This is a genomic window from Corallococcus sp. bb12-1 (genome assembly GCF_026626765.1).
In the GTDB taxonomy this organism is placed as follows: Bacteria; Myxococcota; Myxococcia; order Myxococcales; family Myxococcaceae; genus Corallococcus; species Corallococcus terminator.
In genome coordinates, this window is the sequence record NZ_JAPNJZ010000017.1 from 86,283 (window position 1) to 101,379 (window position 15,097).

At 70.6% G+C, this 15,097-nt stretch carries 16 protein-coding genes; 6 read left to right on the plus strand and 10 right to left on the minus strand.

Annotated features, from left to right (window positions below; translation table 11 throughout):
- Positions 1-29 precede the first annotated feature (29 nt).
- From OV208_RS20695 to OV208_RS20705, 3 genes are all read right to left on the minus strand, one after another.
- Entirely contained in the window at positions 30-1,475 is a 1,446-nt protein-coding gene (locus OV208_RS20695; RefSeq protein ID WP_267575574.1) for a pyridoxal-dependent decarboxylase, read from the minus strand.
- Between the two features lie 13 nt (positions 1,476-1,488).
- Positions 1,489-2,349, minus strand: a complete 861-nt coding sequence (locus OV208_RS20700) for a glycosyltransferase family 2 protein (protein WP_120544545.1) — start codon at positions 2,347-2,349, stop codon at positions 1,489-1,491.
- 287 nt (positions 2,350-2,636) lie between these two features.
- Positions 2,637-2,825, minus strand: coding sequence for a hypothetical protein (locus OV208_RS20705; protein WP_267575575.1), 189 nt, complete (start codon positions 2,823-2,825; stop codon positions 2,637-2,639).
- Positions 2,826-3,000: 175 nt separating this feature from the next.
- Between OV208_RS20705 and OV208_RS20710 the strand changes: the two genes are divergently transcribed.
- The gene (locus tag OV208_RS20710; RefSeq protein ID WP_267575576.1) at positions 3,001-3,759 is read left to right on the plus strand and encodes an arginyltransferase; all 759 of its coding nucleotides are present in this window, start codon (positions 3,001-3,003) and stop codon (positions 3,757-3,759) included.
- On the opposite strand, the gene OV208_RS20715 is transcribed toward OV208_RS20710, so the two are convergent.
- Positions 3,760-4,659 (minus strand): alpha/beta hydrolase, encoded by a 900-nt coding sequence (locus tag OV208_RS20715; protein ID WP_267575577.1) that lies wholly within the window; start codon positions 4,657-4,659, stop codon positions 3,760-3,762.
- 389 nt (positions 4,660-5,048) lie between these two features.
- Here OV208_RS20715 and OV208_RS20720 point away from each other — a divergent pair, with 389 nt between their 5' ends.
- Both OV208_RS20720 and OV208_RS20725 read left to right on the plus strand, forming a co-directional pair.
- The gene (locus OV208_RS20720; RefSeq protein WP_267575579.1) at positions 5,049-6,191 is read left to right on the plus strand and encodes a glycosyltransferase; all 1,143 of its coding nucleotides are present in this window, start codon (positions 5,049-5,051) and stop codon (positions 6,189-6,191) included.
- An 89-nt stretch (positions 6,192-6,280) separates the two neighbouring features.
- Complete coding sequence (locus OV208_RS20725; protein WP_267575581.1) at positions 6,281-7,963, plus strand: glutamine--tRNA ligase/YqeY domain fusion protein; 1,683 nt, start codon at positions 6,281-6,283, stop codon at positions 7,961-7,963.
- Positions 7,964-8,031: 68 nt separating this feature from the next.
- Here OV208_RS20725 and OV208_RS20730 read toward each other — a convergent pair whose 3' ends face one another.
- The 4 genes from OV208_RS20730 to OV208_RS20745 all read right to left on the minus strand — a co-directional run bounded on the left by OV208_RS20730 (position 8,032) and on the right by OV208_RS20745 (position 11,324).
- On the minus strand, positions 8,032-9,627 hold the full coding sequence (locus OV208_RS20730; RefSeq protein ID WP_267575583.1) for a carboxylesterase/lipase family protein: 1,596 nt from the start codon (positions 9,625-9,627) through the stop codon (positions 8,032-8,034).
- A gap of 157 nt (positions 9,628-9,784) precedes the next feature.
- On the minus strand, positions 9,785-10,273 hold the full coding sequence (locus tag OV208_RS20735; protein WP_267575586.1) for a GNAT family N-acetyltransferase: 489 nt from the start codon (positions 10,271-10,273) through the stop codon (positions 9,785-9,787).
- Between the two features lie 82 nt (positions 10,274-10,355).
- Positions 10,356-10,775, minus strand: a complete 420-nt coding sequence (locus OV208_RS20740; protein ID WP_267575592.1) for a hypothetical protein — start codon at positions 10,773-10,775, stop codon at positions 10,356-10,358.
- Positions 10,776-10,820: 45 nt separating this feature from the next.
- Positions 10,821-11,324, minus strand: a complete 504-nt coding sequence (locus OV208_RS20745) for a DUF3592 domain-containing protein (protein ID WP_267575594.1) — start codon at positions 11,322-11,324, stop codon at positions 10,821-10,823.
- Between the two features lie 212 nt (positions 11,325-11,536).
- On the opposite strand from OV208_RS20745, the gene OV208_RS20750 reads away from it, so the two are divergent.
- The gene (locus tag OV208_RS20750; RefSeq protein WP_267575596.1) at positions 11,537-12,370 is read left to right on the plus strand and encodes a 3'(2'),5'-bisphosphate nucleotidase CysQ family protein; all 834 of its coding nucleotides are present in this window, start codon (positions 11,537-11,539) and stop codon (positions 12,368-12,370) included.
- 7 nt (positions 12,371-12,377) lie between these two features.
- Here OV208_RS20750 and mug read toward each other — a convergent pair whose 3' ends face one another.
- Together mug and OV208_RS20760 are read right to left on the minus strand one after the other, a co-directional pair.
- Positions 12,378-12,935 (minus strand): G/U mismatch-specific DNA glycosylase, encoded by a 558-nt coding sequence (gene mug / locus OV208_RS20755; RefSeq protein ID WP_267575598.1) that lies wholly within the window; start codon positions 12,933-12,935, stop codon positions 12,378-12,380.
- A 119-nt stretch (positions 12,936-13,054) separates the two neighbouring features.
- On the minus strand, positions 13,055-13,429 hold the full coding sequence (locus tag OV208_RS20760; RefSeq protein ID WP_120545059.1) for a DUF423 domain-containing protein: 375 nt from the start codon (positions 13,427-13,429) through the stop codon (positions 13,055-13,057).
- Positions 13,430-13,534: 105 nt separating this feature from the next.
- On the opposite strand from OV208_RS20760, the gene OV208_RS20765 reads away from it, so the two are divergent.
- Both OV208_RS20765 and OV208_RS20770 read left to right on the plus strand, forming a co-directional pair.
- Complete coding sequence (locus OV208_RS20765) at positions 13,535-14,239, plus strand: SET domain-containing protein (RefSeq protein WP_267575611.1); 705 nt, start codon at positions 13,535-13,537, stop codon at positions 14,237-14,239.
- 51 nt (positions 14,240-14,290) lie between these two features.
- Positions 14,291-15,097 (plus strand): acyl-CoA dehydrogenase family protein (locus tag OV208_RS20770; protein WP_267575600.1); only part of this gene is annotated, 807 nt, incomplete at its 3' end.

Here is a 15,097-nt window from a genome sequence, read left to right on the forward strand (position 1 = left end):
AGCTCCTTGCCCGTTACCCCAACACACTCCTAGCTGGCGGCCCGCGAGGCCACGGGGGCCGGATCATCGAAGGTGATCAGGTCCTCGTTCTGCTCCGCCCGGCGCAGCACGCGCACCTTCCCGCCCTCCACGCCGACGATGGCCGGCTGCGGGAAGGAGAAGGACGTGCCGAAGGGCACGAAGTACGCGCCCGCGTCCATGATGGCCAGCGTGTCGCCCACCTTCAGCTCCGGCAGCCGCACCGCGTGGTACAGCGTGTCGCCCGGCGTGCAGATGGGGCCCACCACCGTGTACGCCCGGTGCGCGGGCGCGTCCGGCCGCTCGACGTGGAAGAGCTGGTGGTACTCGTTGCGCACGCACTCCGCATGGTTGATGCCCATGTCGAGCACCGCCCAGGTGCGCTCGCCGCCGTCCTTCAGCGCGTGCACGCGGCCCAGCAAGAGCTGCGTGTTGCCCGTCATCGCGCGGCCCGGCTCCAGGAAGATGCGCGGACGCGCGCGGCCCTTCTTCGCGTAGTGCGCTTCCACCTGGGACACCACCTTCGCCACGTAGCGCTCGATGGAGAGCGCCGCCGCGAAGTCCGGCGCCGGCAGGTCGCGCTGGAAGGTGAGGTTGAGCCGCCAGTCCTTGTTCTCGATGTGCTCCACCGTCGGCGTGCAGAGGCTGCCGCCCAGATCCAACACCTCCAGGTCCAGGCCCAGCTCCCGGTGCAGCTCGTCCGCGAAGTCCAGCACGGAGCCGACGAAACCCTCCAGCTCACCTTCCGTGCGGATGAGCTCGCCCCGGTGCGCGTGCAGGCCCACCACGTCCAGCGTGCCCGCCGCCAGCGCCTTGCGGTACGCGGCCAGCGCCATGCCGCCCGCGATGGGCGTGCCGAACTGCGACGTCCAGCCCTGCGCCGTCGTCACCCGCACCGCGACGCGCGGGCGCTTGCCCAGCTCCGCCGCGTGCCGCGAGAACACGTCCAATTCCTCCACGTGGTTCGCCGCCAGCAGGCCGATGCCCCGAGTAATCGACTCGCGGATGGACGCGTCCGACTTCACCGGCCCGTTGTAGACGATGCGCTCCGGCGCCACGCCCAGCTTGAGCGCGAGCCACAGCTCGTAGGCGGAGATGACTTCCGCGCCCACGCCCTGCGCATGCAACGCGGCCAGCACGCCGGGCACGGGGTTGGTCTTGTACGAGTAGTAGACTTCGCAGCCGCCCGCGGCGCCCGGGGGCACCGCCTGGAACGCCGCCGCGTTGCGGTTCAGCGCGGCCACATGCACCACGTGCAGCGGCGAGCCGTGCTCCTTCACCAGGTTCGTGAGCGACACGCCTTCCAGCAACAGGCCCTGGCCGGGGCGCGACTCCAGGCTCCACGTCTCCGGGGGGAGGAAGGCGCGCGCGGGGGCCATCGCACGCTGCACCACGGGCCCCAGGGTCTGCTTCAGCTGCCGCTTGGCGGTTCCAACGAGACGACGACGCAGGCTCACGGTGGGGACTCTTTCAGGAAGCGCGGGGCAGCTTGAGGGGCAGGTAGCGCGTCAGTTCGAAGCGCTTCTTCAGCGCGCGCGTGGCCAGTTGCAGGAGCCGGTACTCCAGCTCCCCGTGCTCGCGCCGGTACTTGTTGTGGATGATGGCGTTGGACTCCGCCACGGACTTCTCCACCTTCTCGCCCTTCTTGCCCAGGTCGTGCATGAGCGACGGCTTGCCCACCCGGTAGTTGAGGATGGGGCGGTTCACGTAGACGTGGCCGTAGCGGCGGATGCCGCGCATGTAGAAGTCCACGTCCTCGTAGACGGGGATGTTCGGATCGAACCCGCCCAGCGGCTGGAAGTAGTCGCGGCGCACCATGCACGCGGAGTTCACATACAGCGTGCCCAGGAACAGGATGTGCGCCACCGTCCACGCGCTGTTGGGCGTGGTGGCACCCACCCTCGCCACGCGCTCGAAGTAGCTGCTCTTGTCCTCCAGCCACTCGGGGTCCTCGCTGAAGGGCACCACCCAGCCCACCGCCACGCCCGCGTCCGGCCGCGCGTCCAGGGCGGACACCATCGCCTTCAGCGCGCCTTCGGCCAGAAGGTCGTCGTCGTCCAGGAAGTGCAGGTAGCGGCCCCGGGCCAGCGTGGCGCCGTGGTTGCGCACCAGCGCGGGACGGCCCTTGGACGGCACTTCCTGCTTGAAGTAGCGCACGCGCGCATCGCCCAGGCCTTGCACTGCTTCGCGCGCGGTGCCCTCGGGCGAATCGTCCAGGACCAGCACCTCCACCTGGACGCCTTCCTGACGCAGCGCGGAGTGGATGGCCTCCACCACTTCCTTCTCGCGCTTGTACGTCGGCATCACCACCGAGACGTCAATCTGGGACATGCCGGACTTATACCGGGCGCGGCCCACGACTGAGAAGCCAGCCGGGGGACTGCCTGTCCCGGGCGACCTGGAGCGACGGGACATTCTGCCACAGGGGCATTGCGCCCCAGCTCCGCCCCAGTGTCCGGTGCTACCCGCCTGCCTCACGGGGGAGGGGGCGTCCGGGCATTCCTCCCGGTTTCTCGGAAGTTTCTACTGCGTCGCCGGCCGTGGATCCGGCAGGTTTTGCGGCCCTGGCACGACAGGATTGCCGCACCGTGGCCGCCCGCCCGCGCCCGTCCGCGGCGTCAGAAGCTGGCCACGGCGAAGTCGAAACCGTCGTCGAAACCGGCGTCGTCCTCACCCAGGTCCCGGGTGGAGGCGAGGAAGGGCTCCGGGGCGTCCTCCTCCGAGAACGCGTCGCCGTGAGCGGACAGGTCGCTATCTTCCGCCGGGTCGAGCGGCAGCCATCCGGGAAGCAGTTCCTCGCGGGCCATGTGCGTTCTTCCTCTCCGCAAGCAGTACGGCGTCAGCCGGTGACTTGCAGTCGGTGTGCCACCCTTCGATTCGGAACGGATCATCGGAATGGGTCGTTCCCGACGGAGGGTGGGTCGCCGACCAGGCAGGCACTGCTTGACGGAAGGACGCCGGGCCGACAGGAAAGGAACACCGATGGCCCTCCTGCTGGCACACGAAATCGAATCTCCGCGTCCGTGCAGCTATCTGCCGGGACGGGAGGCGTCCCTGGAGACGCTGTTGATGCGCAACGTCACGCCCCGGGAGTACGAGCACCTGCTCGTGCGGGGGTGGCGCCGTTTCGGGCCGCAGTACTTCCGGCCCGCGTGCGTTTCTTGCCAGGAGTGCGTGTCCCTGCGGGTGTCGGTGGAAGGCTTCCAGCCCAACCGCAGCCAGCGCCGGGCCCGGGCCGCGTGCGCGCACCTGCGCGTGGAGGTGGGGCCGCCGCGCGTGGATGAGGAGCGGCTCGCGCTGTACCGGGCGTGGCACGCGGAGCGGGAGACGGTGCGCGAATGGGACGCATCGGAGCTGGGCGCGCGTGAGTATTCGCTCCAGTTCGCCTTCCCGCACCCGTCCGCGCGCGAGGTGGCCTGGTACGACGACAGCGACCCGGCGGGTCCGAAGCTGGTGGGCCTGGGCCTGTGTGACGAGATGCCGCAGGCGTGGAGCGCGGTGTACTTCTTCTACGACCCTGCGTTCTCGCGGCTGTCGCTGGGCAAGGCGAGCGTGCTGTTCCAGGTGGAGCTGGCGCGCGAGCGGGGCATCCCGTACGTCTACCTGGGCTACCGCGTGCTCGCGTGCGATTCGCTGCGCTACAAGGCGGGCTTCCGTCCGCACGAGCTGCTGGAGAGCCGGCCCGCGATGGATGAGCCCCCGCACTGGCGGGCCGCGCCGGAGACGCCGGACACGCCCTGATCAGGGGCCGCCGAGCAGCGCCGCGCCGAAGAAGTCGCGCAGGCGGCGCTCGTATTCCTCCGGTGCCGTCTTCGCGTACTCGCCGTGGTGCGCGCCCTTCACCACCCAGTACGCCTTGGGTTCGCACGCGGCCTGGAACATCGCGTCCTGGAGGAACGCAGGTGCGTACGCGTCCACGTCGCCGTTGATCAGCAGCAGCGGCCGGCCCTTCAGGTCGCACAGGCGGGCCATGGGGTCCACCGCGTCCACGTCCACGCCGGACAGGCGCATCGTCCAGAGCACCGGCTGCACGCTCAGCGGCCCCCACTTGCCGTAGCTGTAGCGCGTGTCGGCGACCAACGACGGATACGCGCCCGCGGCGGCCACCGCCTTGAGGCGTGGGTCGTCCAGCGCCTCCAGGAGCGCGGTGGTGCCGCCCATGGAGAAGCCCAGCACCCCCAGCCGCGAAGGGTCCACGTCCGCTCGCGCCGACAGGAAGTCCACCGCCGCGCGCAGGTCCTCGCGTTCGCGGTCACCCCAGGTGACGAGGTCGCCGTCGCTCTCGCCGTGGCCGCGCGAGTCGAAGAGCAGCACTCCGTAGCCCGCGCGCGACAGCGCCTCCGCCTCGAAGAGCATCTGCGTGCGGTTCTCCGCGAAGCCGTGCAGCACCACCACCGCCGCGCGGTTGCGAGACGGCACGTACCAGCCGCGCAGGGTCAGCCCGTCGCGCGTGCGCAGCACCGCGTCCGTGCGGTTCGTGAGCATCGCGTCGCCGAGCGGCTTCAACGCCTGACGCGCGGGATGCAACACGGAGCGCGCCGTGCGCACGTTGCGCACCGCGATGACGGCGGCCAGCGCGAGGAGACCCGCCAGGGCGAGCGCGAGGAGGCGGGCAGGGCGCAGGGGGTTGGGTTTCTTCACGGGGATGGGTTGTGAGCCTATATCCAGGCCCTGGGTTCCCGACAGGAGTCTGCCGGGCGGGAGGTTTCCGCCCCAGGGAGTCACACGTGCTGGAGGACCGCCCCGAGGGCTTCCGCTGCCCCGTGTCACGAACCCGCCCGCCGGGCTGCCGGGCCCGTGTTTCAAGCTTTCGAAAACAACGGTCCGGGAGATCCAAAACCATCACGTCATTCAATTGTCCGCTGAGTGGCGCGCCCGTGAGTCCTTCGCTACCTATGGCACGGAGCCTGGGTTATTGATCCACGGGCCATTCAACGGGAGGGCCCGGCGGTCGTTCGCGAGCCGCACGGGAAATGAAAATCATTTCTTTCCGGGAATCCCAGACATTGAACCCGCTGGCGCAGCGAGACATGACCGCCTCCGCACCGGCGCCCGCCAGACGGCGCGTGTTGTTCACGCTCGTCTTCATGGGCACGGGCGGCATCGAGCGCTCGGTGTGCAACGTGCTGGCGGGCCTGGACCGGGAGCGGTTCGACCCTTCGTTGTTCTTCCACCACGGGCCCCCGCCGCCGGACACGCGCGACCGCATCCCCGCGGACGTGCCCATCTCCTGGGGCGTGGGCATCGACGCGTACCGGCGCTGGGAGCTGCCCCGGATGCTCTGGAAGCTGTTCAACGAGGCGCGCAAGGCGGACATCATCGTCTCCGGGCAGGAGGGCCGGGCGGCGCTGCTGGCGCGGATGGCCGGGGCGATGCTGGGCAAGCCGGTGCTGGGGATGGTGCACTTCGACTGGGGGGCGTTCCACCGCGAGCAGCCGCGCCGGCAGCTCTGGGGCCTCAAGGTGCTGTACCCGGGCATGGACCGCATCGTGGCGTGTGGCTACGACTCCGCGAAGGCGTTCGCGGAGCTGGTGAACGTGGACCGCGAGCGGCTGGAGGTCATCCCCAACTTCGTGGACGCGGCGCGGATCCGCGCCGCGGCGCATGCCCCGCTGCCGCAGTGGGCGGAGGTCGTGTTCCAGAAGCCGGTGGTCATCGCGGTGGGCCGGCTGGAGCCGCAGAAGTCCTTCGACGTGCTCATCCGCGCGCATGCCCGGATGCAGGCGGCCGGGGCGGACACGCACCTGCTCATCCTGGGGGTGGGGTCGCTGGAGGCGGAGCTCAAGGCGCTGGTGAAGGAGCTGGGCGTGGAGTCGTCGGTGTTCATGCCCGGCTTCGCGGACAACCCGCATGCGCTGATGGCGCGGGCTACGGCGTTCGCGCTCTCCTCGCGCTTCGAGGGCCTGCCCATGGTGCTGCTGGAGGCGCTCGCGCTGGGCTGCCCCATCGTCAGCACGGACTGTCCCTCCGGCCCGGCGGAGGCCCTGGACGGGGGGCGGGCAGGGGTGCTGGTGCCCATGGGGGATGACGCGTCCATGGCGGAGGCCCTGGGGCGGGTGGTGAAGGACGCGGCCTGGCGGGACGACCTGCGGACCCGGGCACTGGCCCGGGCGGACGAGCTGTCCTCCGAGCGGGCCCTCAAGGCCTGGGAATCGCTGCTCGCGGACGTCTGAGCCGTCCCGGGTTAAGTAGGAAAGGACGGGGGGCCGGGTCAGGAAGATCTTGCCCCCCCTGTCCGGCTTCAACAGGATTCGCCCCCATCATGACGACCACGAACGAGACGCAGGGCCTCAACTTCCTCCAGGAGGTCATCGAGGAGGACCAGCGGACCGGCAAGCACGGCGGTCGCGTGCACACCCGCTTTCCGCCCGAGCCCAACGGCTACCTCCACATCGGCCACGCGAAGGCCATCGCGCTGAACTTCGGGCTGGCGAACCAGTATGGCGGCAAGTGCAACCTGCGCCTCGACGACACCAACCCGCTCACCGAGGACACCGACTACGTGGAGTCCATCCAGCGCGACGTGCGCTGGCTCGGGTTCGACTGGGACGACCGGCGCTTCTTCGCGTCCGACTACTTCGACCGGCTCTACGCCTTCGCCGAGCAGCTCATCTCCCAGGGCCAGGCCTACGTGTGCAGCCTGTCGCCGGAGGAGATCAGCGCGTACCGCGGTGACTTCACCACGCCGGGCCGGGACAGCCCGTACCGCACGCGTTCGGTGGAGGAGAACCTGGACCTGTTCCGCCGGATGAAGGCGGGCGAGTTCCCGGACAGCAAGCACACGCTGCGCGCCAAGATCGACATGACGTCGTCGAACCCGGTGCTGCGCGATCCGCCCATCTACCGCATCCGGCACGCGCACCACCACCGCACGGGCGACACGTGGTGCATCTACCCGCTCTACGACTTCGCGCACTGTCTGTCGGACGCCATCGAGGGCATCACGCATTCGGTGTGCACGCTGGAGTTCGAGAACCGCCGCGTGCTGTACGACTGGATCGTCAACGCGCTCATCAAAGGCGACCGGCCGAACCAGTACGAGTTCGCGCGGCTGAACCTCACGTACGCGGTGATGAGCAAGCGCAAGCTGCTCCAGATGGTGACGGAGCGGCTGGTGTCGGGTTGGGACGACCCGCGCATGCTGACCATCAGCGGCCTGCGTCGCCGGGGCTACACGCCCGCGTCGCTGCGGGACTTCGCGAAGCGCATCGGCGTGAGCAAGTCGGACAGCCTCATCGACATGGGCGTGCTGGAGCTGAGCATCCGGGACGACCTGAATGAGACGGCCCCGCGCGCCATGGCGGTGCTGCGTCCGCTCAAGGTGGTGGTGGAGAACTACCCGGAGGGGCAGACCGAGGAGCTGGAGGTCGCCAACCATCCGAAGAAGGCGGAGCTGGGCACGCGCAAGGTGCCATTCATGCGCGAGCTGTACATCGAGGCGGACGACTTCCAGGAGGTGCCGGAGAAGGGCTTCTTCCGTCTGGCGCCGGGCAAGGAGGTGCGCCTGCGCTCCGCGTACTTCATCAAGTGCGAGCAGGTCATCAAGGACGCGGCCGGCAACATCACGGAGCTGCGCTGCACCTATGACCCCGCGACGCGCGGCGGGGATTCGCCGGATGGCCGCAAGGTGAAGGGCACGCTGCACTGGGTGCCGGGCAACGCGCCCGTCGCGCAGGTGCGGCTGTATGACAGGCTCTTCTCCGTGGAGCAGCCGGACCGGGACAAGGAGAAGGACTTCAAGGCCTTCATCAACCCGGCCAGCCTGGAGGTCGTCTCGGATGCTCGCGTGGAGCCGTCGCTCGCGCAGGCGAACCCGGGGGACCGCTTCCAGTTCGAGCGCCTGGGATACTTCTGCGCGGACGCGCTGGATTCGAAGCCGGGCGCGCCCGTCTTCAACCGCACGGTGACGCTGAAGGACTCGTGGGTGAAGGAGCAGAAGAAGTAGGACGCTCGCTTCACGGTGGATGCGTCAGCACGGAGGCCCCGGGTTCTTTCGCTCGGGGCTTCGTCGTTTCAAGGGGGCAGCAGGCCCCACGCGTCCAGCGAGGCGCAGCGTCCGTTGCGCCAGGTGGCCTGCGTCGTGGCCGGCGTATTCCAGGTGATGAACGTTCCGCCAGGTGAATAGGGCAGCCACGCGGGGATGGGCGAGCCGGTGCGGGCCATCGCGCCCCAGGCGGACTGCATCTGCTGGGACAGCGTCAGGTCCTGCGGCGTGGGCGTGGTGGCCACGGCGTCGAAGCGGCCGAACAGGTAGACGATGTCCGTCCCGTGCGCGACGCCCAGCGGCGCCAAGGGGCCGTTGGGGAGGGCTCGCGCGAAGCGGTAGAGGTACGCGGGGGCGGTGCCCACGGTGGCGCTGGCGGTGGCCAGCCGCTGGGCCGGGCACGCGAACGACAGTTCCGTGCCCAGCGCATCCGCGGCGGCGACCTCTCCCACCACCGAGGGTTGGTAGAGCGCGGTGAGCTGCGTCTTCCTGGCGCTCGCGCCGATGGCGTCCACGTAGCGGCCGAAGTCGCCGGGGGTGCCGACGACGCCCATGCTGGCGAGGACGAAGCTGGCTTCGTTGTCATTGGCGCCCACCAGCACGGGCACGTCCCCGCTGCCCGCGAGCACCCGCGCGAGCGGCCTGTCCTTCAACACGACGCCGTCCACCACCGGCAGCGTGGGCCACAGCGCGAAGCCCATCTCCGTCACGGGTGTGAGCTGTAGCTGGGTTCCCAGCACCTGCACGGGCGGCTTCGCGCGGAGGCACGCGGCGACATCGCCTTCGGTGCACTCCAGGACGATGGCCGTGACGAGGCCCACGAAGTACGCCGACGGGAAGGCGCCCACCGGCTGTTCCTTCTCCAGGACGGGGCGGTAGGTGCCGGACTGGATGGCGGCGCGCTGGAACAGCCCCTGGGCCGGCGTGGCCGCCAGCAGCGTCGTCACGGAGACGGCGCCTGCGGACTCACCCGTAATCATCACGCGCTTCGGGTCGCCTCCGAACGCGGCGATGTTGCGGCGCACCCAGTCCAGCGCGGCGATCTGATCGCGCAGGCCCCAGTTGCCCGTGCCCCCATCCGGCGCGGTGAGCTGGGGCAGGGTGAGGAACCCGAGCAGGCCCAGCCGGTAGTTGAACGACACGACGACCAGATCCTCACGCTGTGCGAGCTGCGCGGCGTCGTACCAGGCCTCGCTGGACGCGCCCTCCACGTAGCCGCCGCCGTGGATCCACACGAGCACCGCGCGCGGCTTCGCGGGGGCGGTGGGGGCCCACACGTTGAGCCGCAGGCAGTCCTCGTCCAGGTGGAGCACGTTGTCCCTGAACTGGGGACAGGGTGGACCGAAGGCGGTGGCGGTGAGGGGCTGCGTCCACCGCGTGGGGCGCGCGGGCGGGGCCCACCTGCGGTTCCCCGTGGGAGGCGCCGCGTACGGGATGCCCTTGAAGACGTTGAGTCCGCCCGCGACGGAGCCCCGGACGGGACCGTCGTCGGTCGTCACGTCGAGCGTCTGGGCGACGGCGCCCACGTGGGCGGAGGGCTCCTCCGGGAACTCCTCGGGGGCCGTGCAGCCCCAGAACAGGAGGAGGGACAGGAGCCAGGGCAGGCGCGGAGCGATCTCAGGCATGGGAGTCCGCGACGCTAGTCCAGGCCCTTCTGGGGGGCGACGGCGCGCCCGTTGCTCGGACGGCATGCTTCGGAGGGCACACCGCGATGCCTACGCGCAGTCCTTCACGCTGAAGCAGGTGGAGGCGTTCCAGCAGGGCCGGGTGCCGCAAGGACGGTTATGAGCGGGGCGGCGCCTCGCGGGTCATCTCGACCATCGTGGGACGCCAGCCCAGGCGCTCGAACAGGCGCCGCGCGGACTCGTTCTTGGCGGCGGTGGAGAGCACGACGCGGGGGGCGCCCATGTCGGTGAGCCGCTGCACCATGGCCTCCGCGAGCAGCCGGCCGGTGCCGGTGCCGCGCGCCTTCGCCTCCACCCAGATGTCGTGCAGGGCGCCGTGCTTGTCCAGGAGCATGTTCCAGTCCACGCCCTCCAGCCGGCCGTAGCAGTAGCCCACGACATCGCCGTCCAGTTCGGCCACCAGCACCACGGCCTCTGTGGGACGGCGCGCCTCCTTGCCCAGCCACCAGCGGTATCCGGCCTCCACGTCGTCGGGGACCATGAAGCGCTGCGAATCGAACCCGTGGTGCTGGTGCGCGAGCGCCGCGCCCATGCGACCCAGCGCGGGTTCGTCCGAGGTCTTCGCGGGACGGATGATGACGGACATGGAGACTCCTGGCTGCGGGGTTCGATGCCCCCAGGATGGGCATCCGGGGCCGCGTCTGTCGAAGCGTTCCGGAGGGAAATGCTCAGCCGGCCACGCGGGCAAGCGCCGCGCCCAGGCCCTGCTCCACGACGTTCCGGTAGGGGCCCTCGGGAACATGGGGGAGCGCGTCCACGCCCTGCTGGTAGTGGGCGCGGGCTGTGGGGAAGTCGCCCCGGTCCTCGGCGCACCTGCCCAGGTTGAGGTGGAGCGACGCGAAGAAGGGGCGCACGCGGTCGTCATCGACGGAATGGGCCCGGTCGAGCGACACCTGGTTCCAGTGCCGGGTGTCCTCTGGCGTGGGTTGATGCCGCGCGAGGTAGTGGGCCGCGATGCAGGCCTCGTAGTCGTCCCTGGCCGCGTCCCAGGCCCGCTGGAAGCACTCGCGTGCCTCCTCGTGCCGGTGGGCGGCCTCCGCCTGCATGCCCTGGCCGCACAGCTTCACGACGGGATTCTCCGGGTCCATGCCCGGCATGATGCAACGGCCCGGCGGCCCTGGCGATGCAAGGCCCTACCGGGCCCCGGAGCGCACCGGCTGCTGCTGGCGCCGTCTCTGACCGAGCTCCGAGCGCGCCATGTCCAGCAGGCTCCAGGCGGACACCGCCGCGAGCACCGCGCCGACCAGCGTCACCACGTAGTTCGACACGCCGACGGTCTCGCACTGGATGCACGCCACCGACGGATCCGCCGGCTCATAGTGCAGCGTCACCGGGGCCCCGGCCGGGTAGTGCCGCGTCACCGCCTGGGCCTCCGCGAGCGCCCCGGAAGCGTGACCGTCGAAGGCGAACGTGTCGGACGTGTACGGGGTGCCGTTCACCTCGTAGCGGTAGCTCACCTCCGGCCGGAAGCTCACGGAGCGTCTGGCGCGCAGGGTCTCCACGCGGGACTCCACCACCGTGCCCTGCACCGTCGGCCAGCTCCGGCTCACGGTCGTGCGGTAGACCATCCGCCCGCCCGCGAACATCAGCGCCACGCCGATGCCCAGCAGGCCCAGCCCCATCAGCCACTTCATCATCGCGTCGCACCCTTGCCGCGCCCGGCCCTGGAGCCCCCGGCGCTGGAAGTCGTCTTCCTCCCAGCGATTGCAGCCGCCGGGCCAGCGCTCCTCCCGGGGCGGAGCCTCCTTCTCGCCTGGGGCAATCTTCCCCGTGGGGCAATCCGCCCCAGCGCGCGCCCTTTCCGTTGGTTTCCAAAGCAGCGCCGAGGGGGCAGACTCGGCGGCACTCCATGCCCGCTCTCGCCCTCGAGCTCGAAGTGGCCCGACGCATCGCGCGCCAGGCTGGTGACCTCCTCCTGCAGGTCTACGCCACCGACTTCTCCGTCACGAACAAGGCCGGCGGGGCGGGGCCCGTCACCCTGGCCGACGAGCGCGCCAACGCCTTCATCGTGGGCGAGCTGCGCAAGGCCTTCCCGGGCGACGGCGTGGTGGCGGAGGAGACGGAGGACGCGTCCGACGCGAAGCGCTTCGAGCGCTGCTGGTACGTGGATCCGCTCGACGGCACGCAGGAGTTCGTGAACCGCAACGGCGAGTTCGCCGTCCATATCGGGCTCGCGGTGGAGGGCAGGCCCGCGCTGGGCGTCGTCTACCGCGCCGTCGGGGACGTCCTCTATTCGGGCGTCGTCGGGGGGCAGGGCTTCGTGGAGGACTCCCAGGGGCGCCGCGCGCTGCGCGTCTCGGACGTGGCGGATCCAGCGGCGCTGCGGCTGGTCGTCTCGCGCTCCCACCGCTCCAGCGCGACGGACGCGGTGGTGGCGCGGCTGGGCATCACCCGGGAGCAGGAGTCCGGCTCGGTGGGCGTCAAGTGCGGCCTGCTCGCGGAGGCCCGCTGCGACCTCTACGTGCACGCCAGCGACAAGAGCTACCGCTGGGACAACTGCGCGCCGGAGGCCGTTCTGCGTTCGGCGGGCGGCATCCTCACGGACCTGGCCGGCGTGCCGTACCGCTACGACGGCTCCGAGCTCCAGAACCGGCGGGGCCTGCTCGCGTGCAACGCCGCCGCCTTCGACCAGGTGCTGCCCGTCGTGTCGCAGGTGGCCCGCGAGGCCGGCCTCCTGCCGTGACGCGGCTTCAGCCCCCGTCCACCGCGCGGCGCAGCTCGCCGAACAGGCGCGCCAGGTCCGGGAGCTGGTAGCTGGCGTTGAGGCCGCTCGGGTTGGGCAGCACCCACAGCCCGGTGTCTCCGAGCGTCTCCTCCTGGCGGCCAAACCGCGCCTTGGGCCGGGCGAAGGCGCCCCGGTACGCGCCCAGGCCCAGCACCGCGAGGAAGGCCGGGCGGTAGCGCTTCACCTTCTGCTCCAGGCTCTTTCGGCCCTTCACGTACTCGGAGGCGTCCAGCAGGTCCGCGGAGGCCGTGGCCCGGTCCACCACGTTGGTGATGCCCAGGCCTAGCGCCTTCAATTCGCCCTGTTCGGACGGCAGGAGGCGGCGCGGCGTGAAGCCCGACAGGTGCATCGCGGGCCAGAAGCGGTTGCCCGGCCGCGCGAAGTGCACCCCCACCACGGCGGAGTAGAGGCTGGGGTTGATGCCGCAGAAGAGCACCCGCATGCCCGGAGCCAGCAGGTCCGGCACGGTGCGGTCGGTGGCGGCGAACAGCTCGTCCTTCGTGGGGCGGTGGAGGGTCTTCATTGGACGTGGGAGTCCAAACCTAGCGGGTTGGGTGCGGCCTCGCACGTCGCTTCGTCTCGCGGGCACTCCAGGCTGCCCGCCCCCCGCTGCCGCCCCTGTTGAAGGATTGACGGCGTGCCTCAGGGCGAGGAGCGCCACGCGGCCACGGCGAAGAGGATCCAGCCCACGAGGAAGCCCAGGCCGCCCAGCGGGGTGATGGCGCCCAGCACTCGCACCCCGGAGAGAGCGAGCGCGTACAGGCTGCCGGAGAACAGGACGATGCCCGCGAGCATTGCCCACCCGGAGGCGGACAGGAGCGCGGAGGGGCGCGTCACGCCCAGCAGGCCCACGGCCACCAGCGCGAGCGCGTGGTACATGTGGTAGCGCGCTCCGGTTTCGAAGACGACCTGCAGGTCCTGGGGCAGCCGGGCCCGCAGTGCATGCGCCCCGAAGGCTCCCGCCGCCACCGACAGGAAAGCGTTCACCGCTCCCACCACGAGCCACCACCGCATGATCGAGTGCCTTTCTTCGCGCGCTTGACTGCGGCACGCTACACCGCGCCTCACGGCAGCGTCCTGGTTGAACACGCACCCCGCCCCAGCCGCGCCCGACCCCCGATGATGACTTCTCCTTCCTTCCAGCCGACCCCGTCGATCCCCTTCGAGCTGCGCCAGTCGCCCATCCAGGGACTTGGTGCCTTCGTCACCCGCCGCATCCGCAAGGGGGCGCGCATCATCGAGTACATCGGTGAGCGCCTCACCCAGGCCCAGGCGGACGTGCGCTACGACGACGAGTCGATGGAGCGCCACCACACCTTCCTCTTCAACCTGGACGACGACACGGTCCTGGACGCGGGCACGCTGCACAACGAGTCGCGCTACATCAACCACTCGTGCGAGCCCAACTGCCAGTCGCTCATCGACAAGGGCCACATCCACATCTACGCGCTGCGCGCCCTCGAACCGGGGGAGGAGCTGACGTACGACTACGCCTACGAGCGCACGCCGGAGATGGGCGATGACGCGGAAGGGCTGTACGTCTGCCGCTGTGGCACGCCCTCGTGCCGGGGCACCATCCTCGCCCCGGAGACGAAGGCCCCCGCGCGCCGCAAGAAGCCCGCGAGCAAGGCCAAGCGCGCCGCCAAGGCCCCTTCGAAGTCCAAGGCCGCGCCGAAGTCCAAGACGTCGTCCAAGGCCGCTTCCAAGTCGAAGTCAGCCTCCAAGTCGAAGTCCCGGCCGGCCTCCAAGTCGAAGTCCGCCGCGACCAAGCAGCGGGGTACGAAGCGCGCCAAGACGGCGGGCCGGGGCCGCCGCGCCGCGGGCTGAAGTCCGCCAAACGGCCGCGCGCGTTCCGGAGGCGGGCATTAGAGTGGGGGCGTGAAAGACGTCCTGCGCTTCCTGCTCACCGAAGCTCCCGACTCACCCGCGCTCGATTCAGTGGAGGTCTGGTGGCGACGGCACCTCGCGGTGTTGCCGCGCTTCCCGGCCCCCTCGGACCTGGCGCTCGCCAGCGGGTTCCGGGCGGACCGGCTGGGGTTCGCGTTCGCTTCCGGCTACCACGCCGCGCTGCGCTCGCTCTTTCCCCAACTTCCCGCGGACCGTCGCGTCGCGCTCTGCGCCACCGAGTCAGGGGGAGGGCACCCCACCGCCATCGAGACCACGCTCACGCCGGCCGGCGCGGGCTGGACGCTCGATGGGACGAAGACCTACGTCACCCTGGGCACGCACGCGGAGGTGCTGCTGGTGGTGGCCACCGAGGGCCGCGACGCGCAGGGCCGCAACCGCCTGCGCATGGTGGTGGTGGACGCGAAGAAGCCCGGCGTGCGGATAGAGCCGCTGCCCCCGCTGGGCTTCGTGCCGGAGGTGCCCCACGCGGCGCTGCGGCTGGAGGGCGTCGCCGTGGCCTCCGAGGACGTGCTGCCCGGGGATGGCTACACGCGCTACCTGCGGCCGTTCCGCACCGTGGAGGACTGCCACGTCAACCTGGCCGTGCTGGGCTGGCTGGTGAAGGTGGGCCGTCAGTGCGGCTGGCCGGTGGCGCTGCGCGAGGAGCTGGTCTCCATCGCGGTGCTGATCCGTGCGTTGTCGCAGGAGGACCCGAGCGACCTGGGCGTGCACGTGGCGCTGGGCGGAGCGCTCGCGCAGATGCACCGCGCGCTGGAGCGCTGCGAGACGGCCTGGGAG

Coding starts and splice junctions, on each gene's coding strand:
- OV208_RS20765 (WP_267575611.1), top strand. CDS start 13,535: ATGACTTCTCCTTCCTTCCAGCCGACCCCGTCGATCCCCTTCGAGCTG.
- OV208_RS20740 (WP_267575592.1), bottom strand. CDS start 10,775: ATGGACCCGGAGAATCCCGTCGTGAAGCTGTGCGGCCAGGGCATGCAG.
- OV208_RS20720 (WP_267575579.1), top strand. CDS start 5,049: ATGACCGCCTCCGCACCGGCGCCCGCCAGACGGCGCGTGTTGTTCACG.
- OV208_RS20725 (WP_267575581.1), top strand. CDS start 6,281: ATGACGACCACGAACGAGACGCAGGGCCTCAACTTCCTCCAGGAGGTC.
- OV208_RS20750 (WP_267575596.1), top strand. CDS start 11,537: ATGCCCGCTCTCGCCCTCGAGCTCGAAGTGGCCCGACGCATCGCGCGC.
- OV208_RS20710 (WP_267575576.1), top strand. CDS start 3,001: ATGGCCCTCCTGCTGGCACACGAAATCGAATCTCCGCGTCCGTGCAGC.
- OV208_RS20745 (WP_267575594.1), bottom strand. CDS start 11,324: ATGATGAAGTGGCTGATGGGGCTGGGCCTGCTGGGCATCGGCGTGGCG.
- OV208_RS20705 (WP_267575575.1), bottom strand. CDS start 2,825: ATGGCCCGCGAGGAACTGCTTCCCGGATGGCTGCCGCTCGACCCGGCG.
- OV208_RS20735 (WP_267575586.1), bottom strand. CDS start 10,273: ATGTCCGTCATCATCCGTCCCGCGAAGACCTCGGACGAACCCGCGCTG.
- OV208_RS20700 (WP_120544545.1), bottom strand. CDS start 2,349: ATGTCCCAGATTGACGTCTCGGTGGTGATGCCGACGTACAAGCGCGAG.
- mug (WP_267575598.1), bottom strand. CDS start 12,935: ATGAAGACCCTCCACCGCCCCACGAAGGACGAGCTGTTCGCCGCCACC.
- OV208_RS20730 (WP_267575583.1), bottom strand. CDS start 9,627: ATGCCTGAGATCGCTCCGCGCCTGCCCTGGCTCCTGTCCCTCCTCCTG.